Consider the following 15284-nt stretch of genomic DNA (forward strand, 5'->3'; position numbering starts at 1 on the left):
TGCCTGCAAGCATCACCCGAAGGCGACCTCACAGGTCTTTTTCAAAGGAACCTCATCCACCGAAGTGGACGGGGTATCAACTTCTGGCGTTGATTTTTGGCACGCTGTTGAGTTCTCAAGGAACGGACGCTTCCTTTGTACTCACCCTCGCGGGCTTTCCTCCGGGCTTTCGTTCTGTGTTCTTGCGTTTCCGACTCTATCAGACTCTTTCGGGCCTGACTCCCAGTCAGCGGGTTTTGCCTTCCGGGCTGTTGGGCCCTTCCGACGAGTGAGACAGTAGCGGATTCCCTGCCCCCGAACCTAATCGGCGACTGCGTCCTGGAACGCGGATTCCTCATTCGCAAATACGCATGAAAACAAGACGACACAGTGCGTCGTTCGTTCGAATGTGTGGTGCGGAATGGCTGTCCGGGGACCGACCGGGGTCGGCGCTCACTTCGGACAACTCGAAGAACCTTACGGACTACGCACACGTGTGTCAACCCTGGTGCAGGCGTCACCCGGAGGGCGCTGCTGGGGAGCTACCAGCACGTGGAGCTGACCCGGGATCTGGCGGTGCGGTTCAACCAGCGGTACGGGTAACGGGAGAGGGGCCCCGCTCGCGCGGGGCCCCGTACCTCAGCTGTTGCCGGAGGCGAGTTCGCGGCTGCGGTCGCGGGCGGCTTCGAGGGCGGCGATCAGGGCTGCCCGGACTCCGTGCTTCTCCAGCTCCACGATGGCGTTGATGGTCGTGCCCGCCGGAGAGGTGACGGCCTCGCGGAGTTTGACCGGGTGCTCGCCGCTGTCGCGGAGCATCACGGCGGCGCCGATGGCGGCCTGGACGATCAGGTCGTGGGCCTGGGCGCGGGGCAGGCCCAGGAGGATGCCCGCATCGGTCATGGCTTCGACGAGGAAGTAGAAGTAGGCCGGACCGGAGCCGGAGAGGGCGGTGGCGGCGTCCTGCTGGGACTCGGGGACACGCAGGGTCTTGCCGACGCCGCCGAAGATCTCCTCGGTGTGGAGGAGGTGCTCGGCGGTGGCGTGGCTGCCGGCCGAGATGACGGACATGGCCTCGTCGACGAGGGCGGGCGTGTTCGTCATGACGCGCACGACGGGGGTGCCGGGGGCGAGCCGCTCCTCGAAGAAGGAGGTGGGGATGCCGGCGGCGCCGCTGATGACCAGGCGGTCGGCGGGGACGTGCGGGGCGAGCTCGTCGAGCAGCTTGCCCATGTCCTGCGGCTTGACGGTGAGGATGAGGGTGTCCGCGCGCTTGGCGGCCTCGGCGTTGCTGACGGCCTCGACGCCGTAGCGGGTGTGCAGTTCCTCGGCGCGTTCGGGGCGGCGGGCGGTGACGAGGAGCTTCGCGGCGGGCCAGCCGCCGCGGATCATCCCGCTGAGCAGGGCCTCGCCGATCTTGCCGGTACCGAGGACGGCGACTGTCTGGGTCATGCCCTCATCTTCGCACTCGGGCGGGGAACGGCGAGGTGCTGTCCGTAGTGCGGTCAGGGGGTGCGGCAGTGCGGTCAGGGGGTGCGGCGGCGCAGGGTGGCCGCGCCGAGGGCGAGGACGAGCAGGGCGCAGGCGGCGACGACGACGGCGTCCCGGATGAAGTCGGCGGTCATGTCGGTGTGGGTGAGGACCTGGGTCATGCCGTCGACGGCGTAGGACATGGGCAGGACGTTGGAGAGGCCTTCGAGGACGGGCTGCATGGTGTTGCGTGCGGCGAAGAGTCCGCACAGCAGGAGCTGGGGGAAGATCACCGCCGGCATGAACTGGACGGCCTGGAACTCGGAGGCGGCGAAGGCGGAGACGAACAGGCCCAGTGCTGTACCGAGCAGCGCGTCGAGCAGGGCGACGAGCAGGAGCAGCCACGGGGAGCCGACGACGTCGAGGCCGAGGAGCCAGAGGGCGACGCCGGTGGCGAGCAGGGACTGGACGACCGCCATGGCGCCGAAGGCGAGGGCGTAGCCGGCGATGAGGTCGCCCTTGCCGAGCGGCATGGCGAGGAGTCGTTCGAGGGTGCCGGAGGTGCGCTCGCGCAGGGTCGCGATGGAGGTGATCAGGAACATCGTGATGAGGGGGAAGATGCCGAGGAGGCTGGCGCCGATGCTGTTGAAGGTCTGCGGGCTGCCGTCGAAGACGTAGCGCAGCAGGACCAGCATCAGTACGGGGACCAGCACCATCAGCGCGATGGAGCGCGGGTCGTGGCGGAGCTGGCGCAGGACGCGGGCCGCGGTGGCGGTGGTGCGGGCGGGGTTCATGAGGGTGTTCGGCGCGGTGCTCATCGGGTCTCCCGGGCGGCCTTGACGTTGGCTTCGTCGACGAGGCGGAGGAAGGCCTCCTCGACGGTGGCGGAGTCGGTGCGGGTGCGGAGGGCGTCGGGGGTGTCCTGGGCGAGGATGCGGCCGTCGCGCATGAGGAGCAGGTCGTGGCAGCGCTCGGCCTCGTCCATGACGTGCGAGGAGACGAGGAGGGTGGCGCCCCGGGTGGCGGCGAGCTCGTGGAAGAGGTTCCACAGGTCGCGGCGCAGGACGGGGTCGAGGCCGACGGTGGGTTCGTCGAGGACGAGGAGTTCGGGGGTGCCGAGGAGGGCGACGGCGAGGGAGACGCGGCTGCGCTGGCCGCCGGAGAGGTTTCCGGCGAGGACGGTGGTGTGGGTGGTGAGGTCGACGTCGGTGATGACGCGGGTCACGGCGTCGGCGCGGCGGTCGGCGGCGGCCCGGCCGGGGTCGAGGACGGCGGCGAAGTAGTCGAGGTTCTGCCGGACGGTGAGGTCGTCGTAGACGGAGGACGCCTGGGTGACGTAGCCGATGCGGGAGCGGAGCTCGGGGCGGCCGGCGGGGCGGCCGAGGACGTCGAGGGTGCCGGTGACGTGGGCCTGGGTGCCGACGATGGCGCGCATGAGGGTGGATTTTCCGCAGCCGGAGGGGCCGAGGAGGCCGGTGATACGGCCGCGGGGGACATCGAAGTCGATGGCGTCGAGGACGGTGCGGGGGTGGCGGCCGGTGCCGCGGCGGACGGTCAGGCCGCGGGCGTGCACGGCGGCCGGGACTCCCTGGGCGGCCTGGTTATTCATCATGCGATGAATAATGCTCCTGGCTGTGCCGGGGCGTCAACCGGCCGGGCGGGTGAGGGGTCGTTGGTGCTCGGGGCCGGTGGTTGGGGCCGGCCGTTGGGACTCGGGGCTACCTCTTGCGCTTGGGGCGGCGCGCGGCCGGGTTGCCTGTACGGGATCTGCGGCGGCGGGCGAATTCGGCCTTGGCGCGCTCGTACTCGGCGCGGCGCAGCTTCTCGCCGGGGGCTTCGGAGAAGCAGCGGAGGAAGTACGCGATGAGGGAGCCGATGAAACCGATCGCCTTAAGGCCCTTGAGGGCGGCCTCGTCGGAGGACGGGGCGGGGCGGCGGCTGAAGGACTCCCACGTCTTGGCGAAGGCGATGGAACTGGCGATCGCGAAGAGGACGACGACGGAGATGCTGAGGAACGAGCCGACGTTGCCGATCTCCAGGCCCTCGTAGGCGAGCCGGAGCAGCACGGCGGCGGCTACGGCGGTGACGAGGGAGCCGGCGGCGACGGCGGCGCGGCGCAGCGGGTAGCCCCCGTCGTGGTTCACCCAGGTGGTGCCGAAGAAGCGGATCGGCTCGGGCTGGGGCCCGGCGGGGGCCTCGGCCTGGCCTTGGGCCCGGGCGGCCGGCTCGGCCGGGGTCTGGTCTCGCTGGTCGTCGCTCACATCAGCGATTATCCCCCGCCGGGCCGGCCCGGTCCGGGTTGTCTCACCTGGCAGACCGGTGACGGTGACCGGTCAGATGGCGCAGCGGGTGGCGACGTAGCCGTCGACGCCCGTCTTCACGTACGAGTCGGCGACGAAGAGGCCGTTGCCGATGCAGTCCCAGATGTTCGACGTGCCGTACGGGCCGGTGATCCACTCGCCCGGCGTCTGGCAGTGAATGGTCACGCTCGCCCCGTAGGGCAGGACCTTTTCGATCGAGTAATTGGTTCCCGGGCCACTGCGGACATTCACCCGGTAGCCCGGAGCAACCGGATATGTCTGATACCCGGAACCCGATGTGACGGTCTCGACTTGGCTGGAATCGTTCTCAACAGACATGTGGAATCTCCCCCCGTGGGCGTTGCCCTGCGCAACTCGCGCAGGGTAGCAGGACCTTGGATATTCGCATGAGCCATCGACTAGGCTCCGGCGGGGGTGGTGAGCGGTGCATTCGCTGCGGGCGGATTACGTGGGATTTCCGGAATATGCCGGGCAGTACCGGCTCGAGTCCGTCCTTGGCTCCGGCGGGATGGGCGTCGTCCACCTGGCCACGTCCGGCTCGGGGCTGAAACTCGCCGTCAAGATCGTGCACCCCGAGCACGCGGTGGACCCTGAATTCCGGGCCCGGTTCCGGCAGGAGGTCGAGGCCGCCCGGCGGGTGAGCGGGGCGTTCACCGCGCCCGTGGTGGACGCGGATCCGGATGCCGAGCGGCCGTGGATGGCCACCCTGTTCATCGACTCCCCCACGCTCGCCGAGCGGGTACGGGAGAAGGTGCTGGACCCCCCGGAACTGACGCGGCTCGCCGCCGGGCTGGCGGAGGCCCTGCGGGACATCCACCGGGCGGGGGTCGTGCACCGGGATCTCAAGCCCAGCAATGTGCTGATGGCGCCGGACGGGGTGCGGGTCATCGACTTCGGGATCTCGCGGCCCGCCGACAGCGATCTGCGGACGGAGACGGGGAAGCTGATCGGGACTCCGCCGTACATGGCGCCCGAGCAGTTCCAGCGGCCTCGCGACGTGGGCACGGCCGCCGATGTGTTCGCCCTGGGTGCGGTGCTGGTGCACGCGGCGACCGGGCGGGGGCCGTTCGACTCCGACAGCCACTACCTGGTGGCGTATCAGGTGGTGCACAGCGAGCCCGATCTGACCGGGCTGCCGCCTCGGCTCGCACCCGTCGTCGCGCGCTGCTTGGCGAAGGACCCGGCGGAGCGGCCCACGGCCGACGCCCTGATCGCCGAGATGCGGGCGGTCGCGTATCCGACCGGCGAGGACACGCAGGCGTTCATCCCGCAGCCGCGGCGGCCGGTGGAGCCGGACGAGCCGGAAGAGGCCACGCACCGCCGGGAACGGATCACCGCCGAGCCGTCGCCCGGGCCGGCCGGGCCGGCCGGGCGCCGGACAACCAGGCGCAGGACCACCGGGCGCCAGCGCAAGGCGGCCGCGGCGGCGGGGCTCGGGCTGCTGCTCGCGGGCGGGGCGGCCGCCGGGTACCTGCGATTCGGGGCGGCCGCGGAGCCCTCGGGGCAGGTCGCCGCGGAGAAGACCGGGCAGCCGGCAGCGGGGGCGGCGCGCTTCGCGCCCTGGGCGGTGTCCCTGGGCAGCCGCGCATCGGCCTGCTCCTGGGAGTCGGCCCTGTACTGCTCGGGGCCCGGCCTGGCCGCCGCCCGGCTCGACCCCGAGAACGGCAGGGCGCTGTGGTCGGTGCGAGCGGAGCAAGGGGCGACGAACACCGCCGCTCCGCTCGTCAACGGCGGGCTCGTGCTCACGGTGCCGGCCGGCAGCGGACTGCTCCGGGCGCTGGATCCCGCGACGGGCGCGGAGCGCTGGAAGCGCAGCCTTCCGCAGGGCGCGAAGACCGTGCCCGCCGGTACCCGGGTCCTGATCACGAACGCGGACGGGAAGGCCACCGCGCTGGACGCGGCCACGGGGGCCGTGCAGTGGGCGAAGCAGATCGGCGGGGTGGGCTCCGCATGGGTCACGGGGGCGGTCACGGGAGCGGACCGCCCGGGCGGCTTCCTCTACGTCTGCAGCCCCTCGGCGGACGGAAGGTCGACGCAGGTCTCGGAGGTGGACCCGGCGAGCGGGGCGGTGCTTGCACAGGTCCGGGTGGCCGGACTGGTGGAGCCGGTCGGGATGTCGAACAGCGGGCTGTACCTCCTGGCAGTCGACGCGGGTCTGATGACCCACGCCGTCATACGCGTCGACTCGCAGTCGCACGCGGTGCGCTCGACCCGGCTGTCCACCCCGTTGCTGGAGGCGCAGGCGACCGTCGGCCCCGATGGGGTGGCGTATCTCTTCGGCACCTCGGGCGCACTCGTGGCAGTGGGCCGCGACCGGGAGGAATGGCGGCTGGAGACGGGCGTGACCACGGCCTCCCGTCCTGTGCTCGGCGACGGACGGGTGTACCTCACCGCCCTGGACGGGCGCCTGCTGGCGGTGGACGCCAAGTCCCGGCGGCTGGTGGGGCAGACGAAGCCCCGGATGGCCGCCGCCGGCGGGCAGACGTACGCCGCGACCCTGCCCGCCCCCGTCGTCGCCGAAGGCCGGGTTTACGCCACCGCGCCCGACGGGTCCGTGTTCGCCGTGGACGCCAAGAACCCCGCCGGGTGGTGAAATCCCCCGGCGGGGTTCGGCGTTGTGCCCGGGGTCAGCCCAGCCGGGAGACGTCGCGGACCGCGCCCTTGTCGGCGCTGGTGGCCATGGCCGCATAGGCGCGCAGGGCCGCGGAGACCTTGCGTTCGCGGTTCTTCGGGGCATAGACGCCGCCGAGGGCTTCGCGGCGGGCGGCCAGGGTCTCGTCGGAGACCAGGAGCTCGATCGAGCGGTTCGGGATGTCGATGCGGATGCGGTCGCCGTCCTCGACCAGGGCGATGGTGCCGCCCGAGGCGGCCTCCGGGGAGGCGTGGCCGATGGAGAGGCCCGATGTGCCGCCGGAGAAGCGGCCGTCGGTGACCAGGGCGCAGACCTTGCCGAGGCCGCGGCCCTTCAGGAACGACGTCGGGTAGAGCATCTCCTGCATGCCGGGGCCGCCGCGCGGGCCCTCGTAGCGGATGACGACGACGTCGCCCGCCTTGATCTCCTTACGGAGGATCTTGTCGACGGCCTCGTCCTGCGACTCGCAGACGACCGCCGGGCCCTCGAAGGTCCAGATCGACTCGTCGACGCCGGCCGTTTTGACCACGCAGCCGTCGGCCGCGATGTTCCCGCGCAGGACCGCCAGGCCGCCGTCCTTGGAGTACGCGTGCTGGACGGAGCGGATGCAGCCGCCCTCGGCGTCGAGGTCGAGGGTCTCCCAGCGCTCGGACTGGGAGAAGGCGGTGGCGGAGCGCTTGCAGCCGGGGGCCGCGTGCCACAGCTCCATCGCCTCGTCGGTCGCCGTGCCGGAGCGGGCGTCCCACTCGGCGAGCCAGTCCTCCAGGTTCTCCGAGTGGACCGTGGTGACGTCCTTGTTGAGGAGGCCGCCGCGGTGCAGTTCGCCGAGGATGGCGGGGATGCCGCCGGCGCGGTGGATGTCCTCCATGTAGTACGTGCCGCCGGGCGCCACGTTCGGGGCGACCTTGGCCAGGCACGGGACGCGGCGCGAGACCTCGTCGATGTCGGTGAGGTCGTAGTCCAGGCCGGCCTCCTGCGCGGCGGCGAGGAGGTGGAGGATCGTGTTCGTCGAGCCGCCCATGGCGATGTCGAGGGCCATGGCGTTCTCGAAGGCCTGGCGGGTGGCGATGGAGCGCGGGAGGACCGAGTGGTCGTCCTGCTCGTAGTGGCGCTTGGTGATCTCGACGATCGTGCGGCCGGCGTCCTCGTAAAGGGCGCGGCGGGCGGTGTGCGTCGCGAGGACGGAGCCGTTGCCGGGCAGGGCCAGGCCGATGGCCTCGGCGAGGCAGTTCATCGAGTTGGCGGTGAACATGCCGGAACAAGAGCCGCAGGTGGGACAGGCGTTCTCTTCGATGCGCAGGACGTCCGCGTCCGAGATGTTCTCGTTGGCGGCGTCGACCATGGCGTCGATCAGGTCGAGCTTGCGGACGGTGCCGTCGACGAGGGTGGCCTGGCCGGCCTCCATCGGGCCGCCGGAGACGAAGACGACCGGGATGTTGAGGCGCATGGCGGCCATCAGCATCCCGGGGGTGATCTTGTCGCAGTTGGAGATGCAGATCAGGGCGTCCGCGCAGTGGGCTTCGACCATGTACTCGACGCTGTCCGCGATGAGGTCGCGGGAGGGCAGGGAGTACAGCATGCCGGCGTGGCCCATGGCGATGCCGTCGTCGACCGCGATGGTGTTGAACTCGCGCGGGATGGCGCCGGCGGCGCGGATGGCGTCGGAGACGATCCGGCCGACGGGGGCCAGGTGGGTGTGGCCGGGGACGAACTCGGTGAACGAGTTGGCGACCGCGATGATCGGCTTGCCGATGTCCTCGCTCGCTACGCCCGAGGCGCGCATCAGCGCACGTGCGCCTGCCATGTTGCGGCCGTGGGTGACGGTGCGGGACCTCAGGTCGGGCATCGGGTTCACTCCCCATGAGTGCGGTGCGTACGGGCGGTTGCCGGACACGGCCGCGACGGTAGATATGACTCAGTTACGAGGCTACGCCTACCGCCTCGCGCGCGAACGGGGTGTCCGGATGGCGGGACGGGTGGCTCAAACCTCGGTCAGGTAGCGCTGGAGGGTTGGCGACACCAGGGCCACGATGGCCTCCGGGTCGGCGGATGCGAGGGGCTCGACCTGGACGACGTAGCGCAGGATCGCGATGCCGACCATGTGGGACGCGGCGAGCTCGGCGCGGAAGGTGGGGTCGGGGACGTTGAGGTCGGCCGCGACGCGTTCCAGGAGCCGGCGCAGGATGAGGCGGCGCAGCACCTTCGCGGCGGCCTCGTGGGTGAGGGCCGAGCGGATGACGGCGAGGAGGGGGGCGCGGGTGACCGGGTTCTCCCAGATGCCCAGGAAGTAGCGGGCCAGGCGTTCGCCGATGCCGTCGGGGCCCTCGCCGAGGATCTGCGGGAGGACGAGGGCGGGCTCCATGCTGAGCTCGATGGCGGCGGCGAAGAGGTCGTCCTTGCTGCCGAAGTAGTGGTGGACCAGGGCCGGGTCGACGCCGGCGGCCTTGGCGATGCCGCGTACGGAGGTCTTGTCGTAGCCGCGTGCGGCGAACTCGGAGCGGGCGGCGAGGCGGATGCGCTCCTGGGTGCCGGGGCCGTCGGCCGTCTCGTCGTGGCGGGGGCGGCCGGGGCCGCGGCGTCGCTTCGGCGGTTCGCCGGGGGCCGCGGTCATGGGCGGCGCGCCGGGGTGGTGGGTGCCGCGGTGGTGGGTGCCGCGGCGAGGTGGAGGCGGGTGAACGCCAGGGCCTCGGCGAGGTCGGCCTCGCGCTCCGCGGAGGACATCGCGCGGCGGGTGTTGACCTCGATGACGACGTGGCCGTCGAACGCGGAGGTGGCGAGACGTTCCAGCAGCTCGGCGCAGGGCTGGGTGCCGCGGCCGGGGACGAGGTGCTCGTCCTTGGCGGAGCCGTTGCCGTCGGCGAGGTGGACGTGCGCGAGGCGGTCGCCCATCCGGTCGACCATCGCGGTGGCGTCCGTGCGAGCGGTGGCGGTGTGGGAGAGGTCGACCGTGAAGTGGCGGTAGTCGTCCTTGGTCACGTCCCACTCGGGGGCGTACGCGAGCATCTCGCGGTCGCGGTAGCGCCAGGGGTACATGTTCTCGACGGCGAAACGGACGTCGGTCTCGTCGGCCATGCGCCAGATGCCGGTGACGAAGTCGCGGGAGTACGCGCGCTGCCAGCGGAAGGGGGGATGGACCACGACCGTGCTCGCGCCGAGCTTCTCGGCTGCCGCCTGGGCCCGCTGGAGTTTGGTCCAGGGGTCGGTGGACCAGACGCGCTGGGTGATGAGGAGGCAGGGGGCGTGGATGGCCAGGATGGGGACCTGGTGGTCGTCGGATAGGCGGCGCAGGGCGTCGATGTCCTGGCTGACCGGGTCCGTCCAGACCATGACCTCGACGCCGTCGTAGCCGAGGCGCGCGGCGATCTCGAAGGCGGTCGCCGTGGACTCGGGATAGACGGAGGCGGTGGAGAGGGCGACTTTTGCTCTCGCGGTCGGGGGTTGGGCCACGGGGACAGCGTACCGATGGCCCGGCCGGCCAGTACGGGGGTACGGGAGACCGCCCCGCACTCGCCGGGCTTCCGGCCGGGGAGGTCAGGTGGGCAGGTGGTCCAGGCGGCGGAGGATGACGCCTTCGCGGAGGGCCCAGGGGCAGATTTCGAGGTCGTCGACGCCGAAGAGGTCCATCGCGCCTTCCGCGACCAGGGCCCCCGCGAGGAGCTGCGCGGCGCGGCCCTCCGAGACGCCCGGGAGGGCAGAGCGCTCGGCCGTCGTCATCGCCGCCAGCCGTGGGACCCATTCCTCCAGGGACTTCCGGCTCAGGTCCCGCTGGACGTACAGGCCGTCCGCCGAGCGGGCCGCGCCGGCGATGCGGGCCAGCTGCTTGAAGGTCTTCGAGGTGGCCACCACGTGGTCCGGCGCGCCGAAGCGGCTGAATTCGCCCACCGTCCGGGCGATCGTCGCCCGCACGTGCCGCCGTAGGGCCTTGATGTCCGACGGGTCCGGCGGGTCCCCGGTGAGCCAGCCCGATGTCAGGCGGCCCGCGCCCAGCGGCAGGGAGGCGGCCGCGTCGGGCTCCTCGTCTATGCCGTACGCGATCTCCAGCGAGCCGCCGCCGATGTCGAGGACCAGCAGCTTGCCCGCGGACCAGCCGAACCAGCGGCGGGCGGCGAGGAAGGTGAGCCGCGCCTCGTCGTCGCCGCTGAGGATGGGGAGGTCGATACCGGTGTCCGCCTTCACCCGGGCCAGGACCTCGTCCGCGTTCGTGGCCTCGCGCACGGCACTGGTCGCGAAGGGGAGGACGTCCTCGCACCCCTTGTCCTCGGCGGCCTGCACCGCCCCCGCGATCACCGAGACGAGACGCTCGACGCCCTCCGGGCTGACCGCGCCGCGCTCGTCGAGCAGCTCCGCCAGCCGCAGTTCCACCTTGTGCGAGTGCGCGGGCAGCGGGCGCGCGCCGGGGTGCGCGTCCACCACCAGCAGATGGATCGTGTTCGAACCCACATCAAGGACACCGAGTCTCATGAGAGGAAACGCTACTGTGCGCCAGGAGTCCGAGTGGAGTAAGGGGCGCTTAGGCTTGGGTTTGTGCCAAATACGAAGAAGGCCAACAAGTCCCGGACGAAAAAGGCCAAGGCCCAGGCCGTGGTCGCCAGTGACGAGAAGGGGCTCGACTTTCCCCGTGCCTGGGTCGAGTTCCCCGATCCCGCCGACGACGAACAGATCTTCCGGTGCGACCTGACCTGGCTGACCTCCCGCTGGACCTGCATCTTCGGCAGCGGCTGCCAGGGCATCCAGGCCGGACGGGCCGATGACGGCTGCTGCACGCTCGGTGCGCACTTCTCCGACGAGGACGACGAGAAGCGCGTGGCCGGACACGTGGCGCGGCTGACGCCCGATCTGTGGCAGTTCCACGATGTCGGTACCGCGTCGGGCTGGGTGCAGAAGGACGACGACGGGGAGCGGCAGACCCGGCGCTGGGAAGGCTCCTGCATCTTCCAGAACCGGCCCGGTTTCGCGGGCGGCGCGGGGTGCTCGCTGCACATCCTGGCGCTGCGCGAGGGGCGCGAGCCCCTGGAGACCAAGCCGGACGTGTGCTGGCAGCTGCCGATCCGGCGGACCTACGACTGGATCGACCGGCCCGACGACACCCGCGTGCTCCAGGTCTCGATCGGCGAGTACGACCGCCGCGGCTGGGGTCCGGGCGGCCACGACCTGCACTGGTGGTGTACGTCTGCCACGTCCGCGCACGGCGCGGGTGAGCCGGTCTACGTGTCGTACCGCGCCGAGCTGACGGAGCTGATGGGCAAGGAGGCCTACGAGGAGCTCGTGCGGCTGTGCGAGGCGCGGCTGGCCTCGCTGCTGCCGATGGCTCCCCACCCCGCCGATCCGGTTTAGGAGCCGGAGGGGGTCGGAGTCGGGTCCGGGGTCGGGGAAACCGTTCCTTCTGACGCGGTCGGCGTCGGCGTGGGAGTGGGTGTCGGCGTCGGGGTGGGAGTCGGCGTCGCAGTGGCCGTCGGGGTCGGGGAGTGGGTCGGAGTCGGCGTCTCGGAGGCCGGCGCGGTCGGTGTGGTCGGTGTGGGAGTGGGCGCGGACGTCGGGGCCGGGCGGCCGCGGCCCCGGACGGAGACGACCGCGCCGCCGGGGTCGACCCCGACGTGGGCCGTCCAGGCGCCCGCGGGCTGGGCGTCGGCGTCCACGGTGATCCGTAGGTGGACCGATTCTCCCGGGGCCAGCGTGCCCACGGTCCGGCTCGCTCGCAGCCACGGGGCGTCCGACCAGAGCCGCCAGTCCACCGGGGCGCCGCCGGACGCGGTGAGGGTGAGCAGGGTGGTGGCGCGGTAGGAGGACGCGGCCACGGTGAGCCGGCCGGGGCCGCCCGGGCCGGAGTGGTCGGGGGTGGCCGGCGGGCCGGTGCTGATGACCTCCACGGAGACGTCGGGGGCGGCACTGTCTTCCGCGAAGCCCGTGGCGAAGCCGGGCCGGCCGGTGGTGTGGGCGGTGTTGCCGGCGTTCTCGTAGGCGGCCGCCGGCCGGCCGGCGGCGTGCGCCGGGATCTGGGACTCGCCGGCGGAGATACGAGTGGCGGCGTCGGTGCCCACGGGGTCGCCGGTGTCGGGGGCGCCGCGGTACGCCGCCCAGAGCGCCAGGACCGGAGCGGCGACGACGGTGGCGACCACGGTGGTGGTCACCGCCCGGGCCCGGAACCGGTCGCGGCGGGCCGCGCGGTCCTTGGGGTCCATCGGGAAGCCGGTGCGGTCGAAACGGGGGCCCGGTCCGCGCCCGCGGCCGCGCCCGGAGCGGAGCATCGCGGCGTGGACCGCGATCCGGGGGGCCGGTACCAGCGGGAGCGCGGCGGTGTTGATGCCGCCGGAACCCGGCCAGGGCGCGGCGGCCCCCACGCGTTCCGCGACACGGCGACACCGCGGGCAGTCGTCGACGTGCCGGACGAGTTCGCCGCGCAGGGTGGTGGAGAGCAGGACCAGGCCGTCGCCGCCGGCCGCGGTGAGCCGGGACACCGCCGGACAGCTGCCGGTCTCGACGACCGCGAGGGCGGCCCGGGTGCGCTCCACCTCGCAGGCGGCGCCGGACAGCAGCTCCCGGGCGGCGGTCGGGAGGGTGCCGAGGACGGAGGCGAGCTCGGGGACGCCGAGGCGGTGGCGGACGGCGAGTTCGAGGGCCTCGCGCTGCTCGGGCGTGGTCCCGGCGGCTTCCGGCCAGGCGAGGCGGGCCAGCTCGGTGCGCCGGTACGCCGACACGTCCAGCAGGTCCGGCGCGGGCCCGGACTTCGTGCGCTCCGGCGTACGCCGGGCGGAATGCGCCCCCAGTCGTTTGCGCCGCTGCTCGGCGAGCCGGCGCAGGCAGGCCCACCGGGCGAGGGCGTACAGCCAGGCCCGCCGCTCCCCCTCGTCGGGGCAGCGGCCGGGGTACCGCTCGGCCACGGCGAGGACATCGCCCAGCACGTCGGTGGCGGTGTCGTGGTCGCACAGGACCGACAGGCAGTACGTGAACAGGCCGTCCAGGTAGGGCTCGTGCCGGAATGGCGGCGGGGGCGGCTTGTGCTGCCCGGTGGACCTTTCGGTGGGCGTGCGCCCGTGCGCCCGGTGTGCGCCGGTGCGCGATGCGGGGTGTTCCTGGTCGCTGCTGCTCACCTGGGTGACCGTAGGCCGCACGCGGGTGACGGCCTGGAAGCCTTCAGCACATTTAGCCCTTACGGGTGAACAGATCGGGCCTGTGCTGACCGCCGCCCTGACGTTGCGGGGCCGCCAGGGGGAAAGGGGAGGGTCGGGCGGCTGTGGCCGCGCTGTCGGTGGGGGCCGATACCGTGGGGCGCATGGCTGCCCGTACATCTCGTTCATCCGCCAAGGACCGGCCGTCCTACCGCTGTACCGAGTGCGGGTACTCCACCGCCAAGTGGCTCGGGCGGTGCCCCGAGTGCCAGGCCTGGGGCACCGTCGAGGAGATCGGCGGCGCGCCCGCCGTACGGACCACCGCGGCCGGGCGGGTGTCGACGGCCGCGGTCCCGATCGCGCAGGTCGACGGACGGACGGCCACCGCGCGCAGCACCGGCGTGAGCGAGCTGGACCGTGTCCTCGGCGGTGGGCTCGTGCCCGGCGCCGTCGTGCTGCTCGCGGGCGAGCCGGGCGTCGGGAAGTCGACGCTGCTGCTGGACGTCGCGGCGAAGGCGGCCAGCGACGAGCACCGCACGCTGTACGTCACGGCCGAGGAGTCGGCGAGCCAGGTGCGGCTGCGGGCCGACCGGATCAACGCGCTGAGCGATCACCTGTACCTCGCCGCCGAGACCGATCTGTCGGCGGTGCTGGGGCACCTCGACGCCGTGAAGCCCTCGCTGCTGGTCCTGGACTCCGTACAGACGGTCGCCTCGCCCGAGATCGACGGCGCACCCGGCGGAATGGCCCAGGTGCGGGAGGTGGCCGGGGCGCTGATCCGGGCCTCCAAGGAGCGCGGGATGGCCACCCTGCTGGTCGGCCACGTCACCAAGGACGGGGCGATCGCCGGTCCCCGGCTGCTGGAGCACCTGGTGGATGTCGTCCTGAGCTTCGAGGGCGACCGGCACGCCCGCCTGCGCCTCGTGCGCGGCGTGAAGAACCGGTACGGCGCGACCGACGAGGTCGGCTGCTTCGAACTGCACGACGAGGGGATCACCGGGCTCGCCGACCCGAGCGGGCTGTTCCTGACCCGGCGCGCGGAGGCCGTCCCGGGGACCTGCCTGACCGTGACCCTGGAAGGGAAGCGTCCGCTGGTCGCGGAGGTGCAGGCGCTGACCGTGGACTCGCAGATCCCTTCGCCCCGGCGCACCACCTCGGGCCTGGAGACCTCCCGCGTCTCGATGATGCTGGCGGTGCTGGAGCAGCGCGGCCGGATCACCGCGCTGGGCAAGCGCGACATCTACAGCGCGACCGTGGGCGGCGTGAAGCTCACCGAGCCGGCCGCCGACCTGGCGATCGCGCTCGCGCTGGCGTCCGCCGCCAGTGACGTCCCGCTGCCGAAGAACCTGGTCGCGATCGGCGAGGTCGGCCTGGCCGGTGAGGTGCGGCGGGTGACCGGCGTACAGCGGCGGCTCGCGGAGGCGCACCGGCTGGGGTTCACGCACGCGCTGGTCCCGGTCGATCCGGGCAAGGTGCCGGCCGGGATGAAGGTGACCGAGGTCGCGGACGTGGGCGATGCGCTACGGGTTCTGCCGCGCGGGCGGTCGCGTACGCCGGCGCGGGAGCGGGGTGCGGGCGCGGCGGCGGGTGCGGGGGCAGGAGCCGGTGCGGGCGTCGGTGCGGGCGTCGAATAAGGGGGCGGAGTCGCTGGTCAGGGGGCCCGTACGGGGTCCCCTGGCGGGCCGGCTGGCCAAGCCACGGCGGGGCCGCAGCGCGCGCCGGTAGACTTTGGGCTGGTCCGCCCGGCCGTACGCACGTCCTCGTGCCCGCGGCGCTGGG

At 72.5% G+C, this 15284-nt stretch carries 13 protein-coding genes; 3 read left to right on the forward strand and 10 right to left on the reverse strand.

Annotation, left to right across the window (positions count from 1 at the left end; genetic code table 11):
* Positions 1 to 618: 618 nt before the first annotated feature.
* The 5 genes from proC to J7I97_RS00870 all read right to left on the reverse strand — a co-directional run bounded on the left by proC (position 619) and on the right by J7I97_RS00870 (position 4085).
* Positions 619 to 1428 carry a pyrroline-5-carboxylate reductase gene (gene proC / locus J7I97_RS00850; protein WP_214930372.1) on the reverse strand — a complete coding sequence of 270 codons (810 nt, stop codon included), beginning with the start codon at positions 1426 to 1428 and terminating at the stop codon, positions 619 to 621.
* A 74-nt stretch (positions 1429 to 1502) separates the two neighbouring features.
* Positions 1503 to 2264 carry an ABC transporter permease gene (locus J7I97_RS00855; RefSeq protein WP_251051746.1) on the reverse strand — a complete coding sequence of 254 codons (762 nt, stop codon included), beginning with the start codon at positions 2262 to 2264 and terminating at the stop codon, positions 1503 to 1505.
* Positions 2261 to 3058: an ABC transporter ATP-binding protein gene (locus J7I97_RS00860; protein WP_214930373.1), complete on the reverse strand. Its 798-nt coding sequence runs from the start codon at positions 3056 to 3058 to the stop codon at positions 2261 to 2263. Before J7I97_RS00860 ends, J7I97_RS00855 begins: the two co-directional genes overlap by 4 nt.
* Positions 3059 to 3164: 106 nt before the next feature.
* Positions 3165 to 3707 (reverse strand): hypothetical protein, encoded by a 543-nt coding sequence (locus J7I97_RS00865; RefSeq protein WP_214930374.1) that lies wholly within the window; start codon positions 3705 to 3707, stop codon positions 3165 to 3167.
* 72 nt (positions 3708 to 3779) lie between these two features.
* Positions 3780 to 4085 carry an SH3 domain-containing protein gene (locus J7I97_RS00870; RefSeq protein WP_214930375.1) on the reverse strand — a complete coding sequence of 102 codons (306 nt, stop codon included), beginning with the start codon at positions 4083 to 4085 and terminating at the stop codon, positions 3780 to 3782.
* A 130-nt stretch (positions 4086 to 4215) separates the two neighbouring features.
* Between J7I97_RS00870 and J7I97_RS00875 the strand changes: the two genes are divergently transcribed.
* Positions 4216 to 6360 (forward strand): serine/threonine-protein kinase, encoded by a 2145-nt coding sequence (locus tag J7I97_RS00875; protein WP_308369184.1) that lies wholly within the window; start codon positions 4216 to 4218, stop codon positions 6358 to 6360.
* A 34-nt stretch (positions 6361 to 6394) separates the two neighbouring features.
* Here J7I97_RS00875 and ilvD read toward each other — a convergent pair whose 3' ends face one another.
* From ilvD to J7I97_RS00895, 4 genes are all read right to left on the reverse strand, one after another.
* Complete coding sequence (gene ilvD / locus J7I97_RS00880) at positions 6395 to 8245, reverse strand: dihydroxy-acid dehydratase (protein WP_214930376.1); 1851 nt, start codon at positions 8243 to 8245, stop codon at positions 6395 to 6397.
* 135 nt (positions 8246 to 8380) lie between these two features.
* On the reverse strand, positions 8381 to 9010 hold the full coding sequence (locus tag J7I97_RS00885; RefSeq protein WP_214930377.1) for a TetR family transcriptional regulator: 630 nt from the start codon (positions 9008 to 9010) through the stop codon (positions 8381 to 8383).
* The gene (locus tag J7I97_RS00890) at positions 9007 to 9846 is read right to left on the reverse strand and encodes a sugar phosphate isomerase/epimerase (protein WP_214930378.1); all 840 of its coding nucleotides are present in this window, start codon (positions 9844 to 9846) and stop codon (positions 9007 to 9009) included. Before J7I97_RS00890 ends, J7I97_RS00885 begins: the two co-directional genes overlap by 4 nt.
* An 84-nt stretch (positions 9847 to 9930) precedes the next feature.
* Entirely contained in the window at positions 9931 to 10860 is a 930-nt protein-coding gene (locus tag J7I97_RS00895) for a Ppx/GppA phosphatase family protein (RefSeq protein ID WP_214930379.1), read from the reverse strand.
* Between the two features lie 63 nt (positions 10861 to 10923).
* Between J7I97_RS00895 and J7I97_RS00900 the strand changes: the two genes are divergently transcribed.
* Positions 10924 to 11733 carry a hypothetical protein gene (locus tag J7I97_RS00900; RefSeq protein ID WP_214930380.1) on the forward strand — a complete coding sequence of 270 codons (810 nt, stop codon included), beginning with the start codon at positions 10924 to 10926 and terminating at the stop codon, positions 11731 to 11733.
* Here the strand turns inward: J7I97_RS00900 and J7I97_RS00905 are convergent.
* A complete protein-coding gene (locus J7I97_RS00905) occupies positions 11730 to 13487 on the reverse strand; it encodes a sigma-70 family RNA polymerase sigma factor (RefSeq protein WP_214930381.1) in 1758 nt (585 codons plus the stop codon). The two genes, J7I97_RS00900 and J7I97_RS00905, sit on opposite strands and share 4 nt — an antisense overlap.
* A gap of 182 nt (positions 13488 to 13669) precedes the next feature.
* On the opposite strand from J7I97_RS00905, the gene radA reads away from it, so the two are divergent.
* A complete protein-coding gene (gene radA / locus J7I97_RS00910) occupies positions 13670 to 15139 on the forward strand; it encodes a DNA repair protein RadA (protein WP_251058360.1) in 1470 nt (489 codons plus the stop codon).
* Positions 15140 to 15284 lie beyond the last annotated feature (145 nt).

Origin of the sequence: Streptomyces sp. ISL-87 (genome assembly GCF_018614095.1) — a bacterium.
GTDB lineage: Bacteria > Actinomycetota > Actinomycetes > Streptomycetales > Streptomycetaceae > Streptomyces.

Bases quoted from the DNA above. Each gene is read 5' to 3' on its own strand.
- J7I97_RS00860 (WP_214930373.1), bottom strand. From the start codon at position 3,058: ATGATGAATAACCAGGCCGCCCAGGGAGTCCCGGCCGCCGTGCACGCC.
- J7I97_RS00870 (WP_214930375.1), bottom strand. From the start codon at position 4,085: ATGTCTGTTGAGAACGATTCCAGCCAAGTCGAGACCGTCACATCGGGT.
- J7I97_RS00885 (WP_214930377.1), bottom strand. From the start codon at position 9,010: ATGACCGCGGCCCCCGGCGAACCGCCGAAGCGACGCCGCGGCCCCGGC.
- ilvD (WP_214930376.1), bottom strand. From the start codon at position 8,245: ATGCCCGACCTGAGGTCCCGCACCGTCACCCACGGCCGCAACATGGCA.
- proC (WP_214930372.1), bottom strand. From the start codon at position 1,428: ATGACCCAGACAGTCGCCGTCCTCGGTACCGGCAAGATCGGCGAGGCC.
- J7I97_RS00895 (WP_214930379.1), bottom strand. From the start codon at position 10,860: ATGAGACTCGGTGTCCTTGATGTGGGTTCGAACACGATCCATCTGCTG.
- J7I97_RS00855 (WP_251051746.1), bottom strand. From the start codon at position 2,264: ATGAGCACCGCGCCGAACACCCTCATGAACCCCGCCCGCACCACCGCC.
- radA (WP_251058360.1), top strand. From the start codon at position 13,670: ATGGCTGCCCGTACATCTCGTTCATCCGCCAAGGACCGGCCGTCCTAC.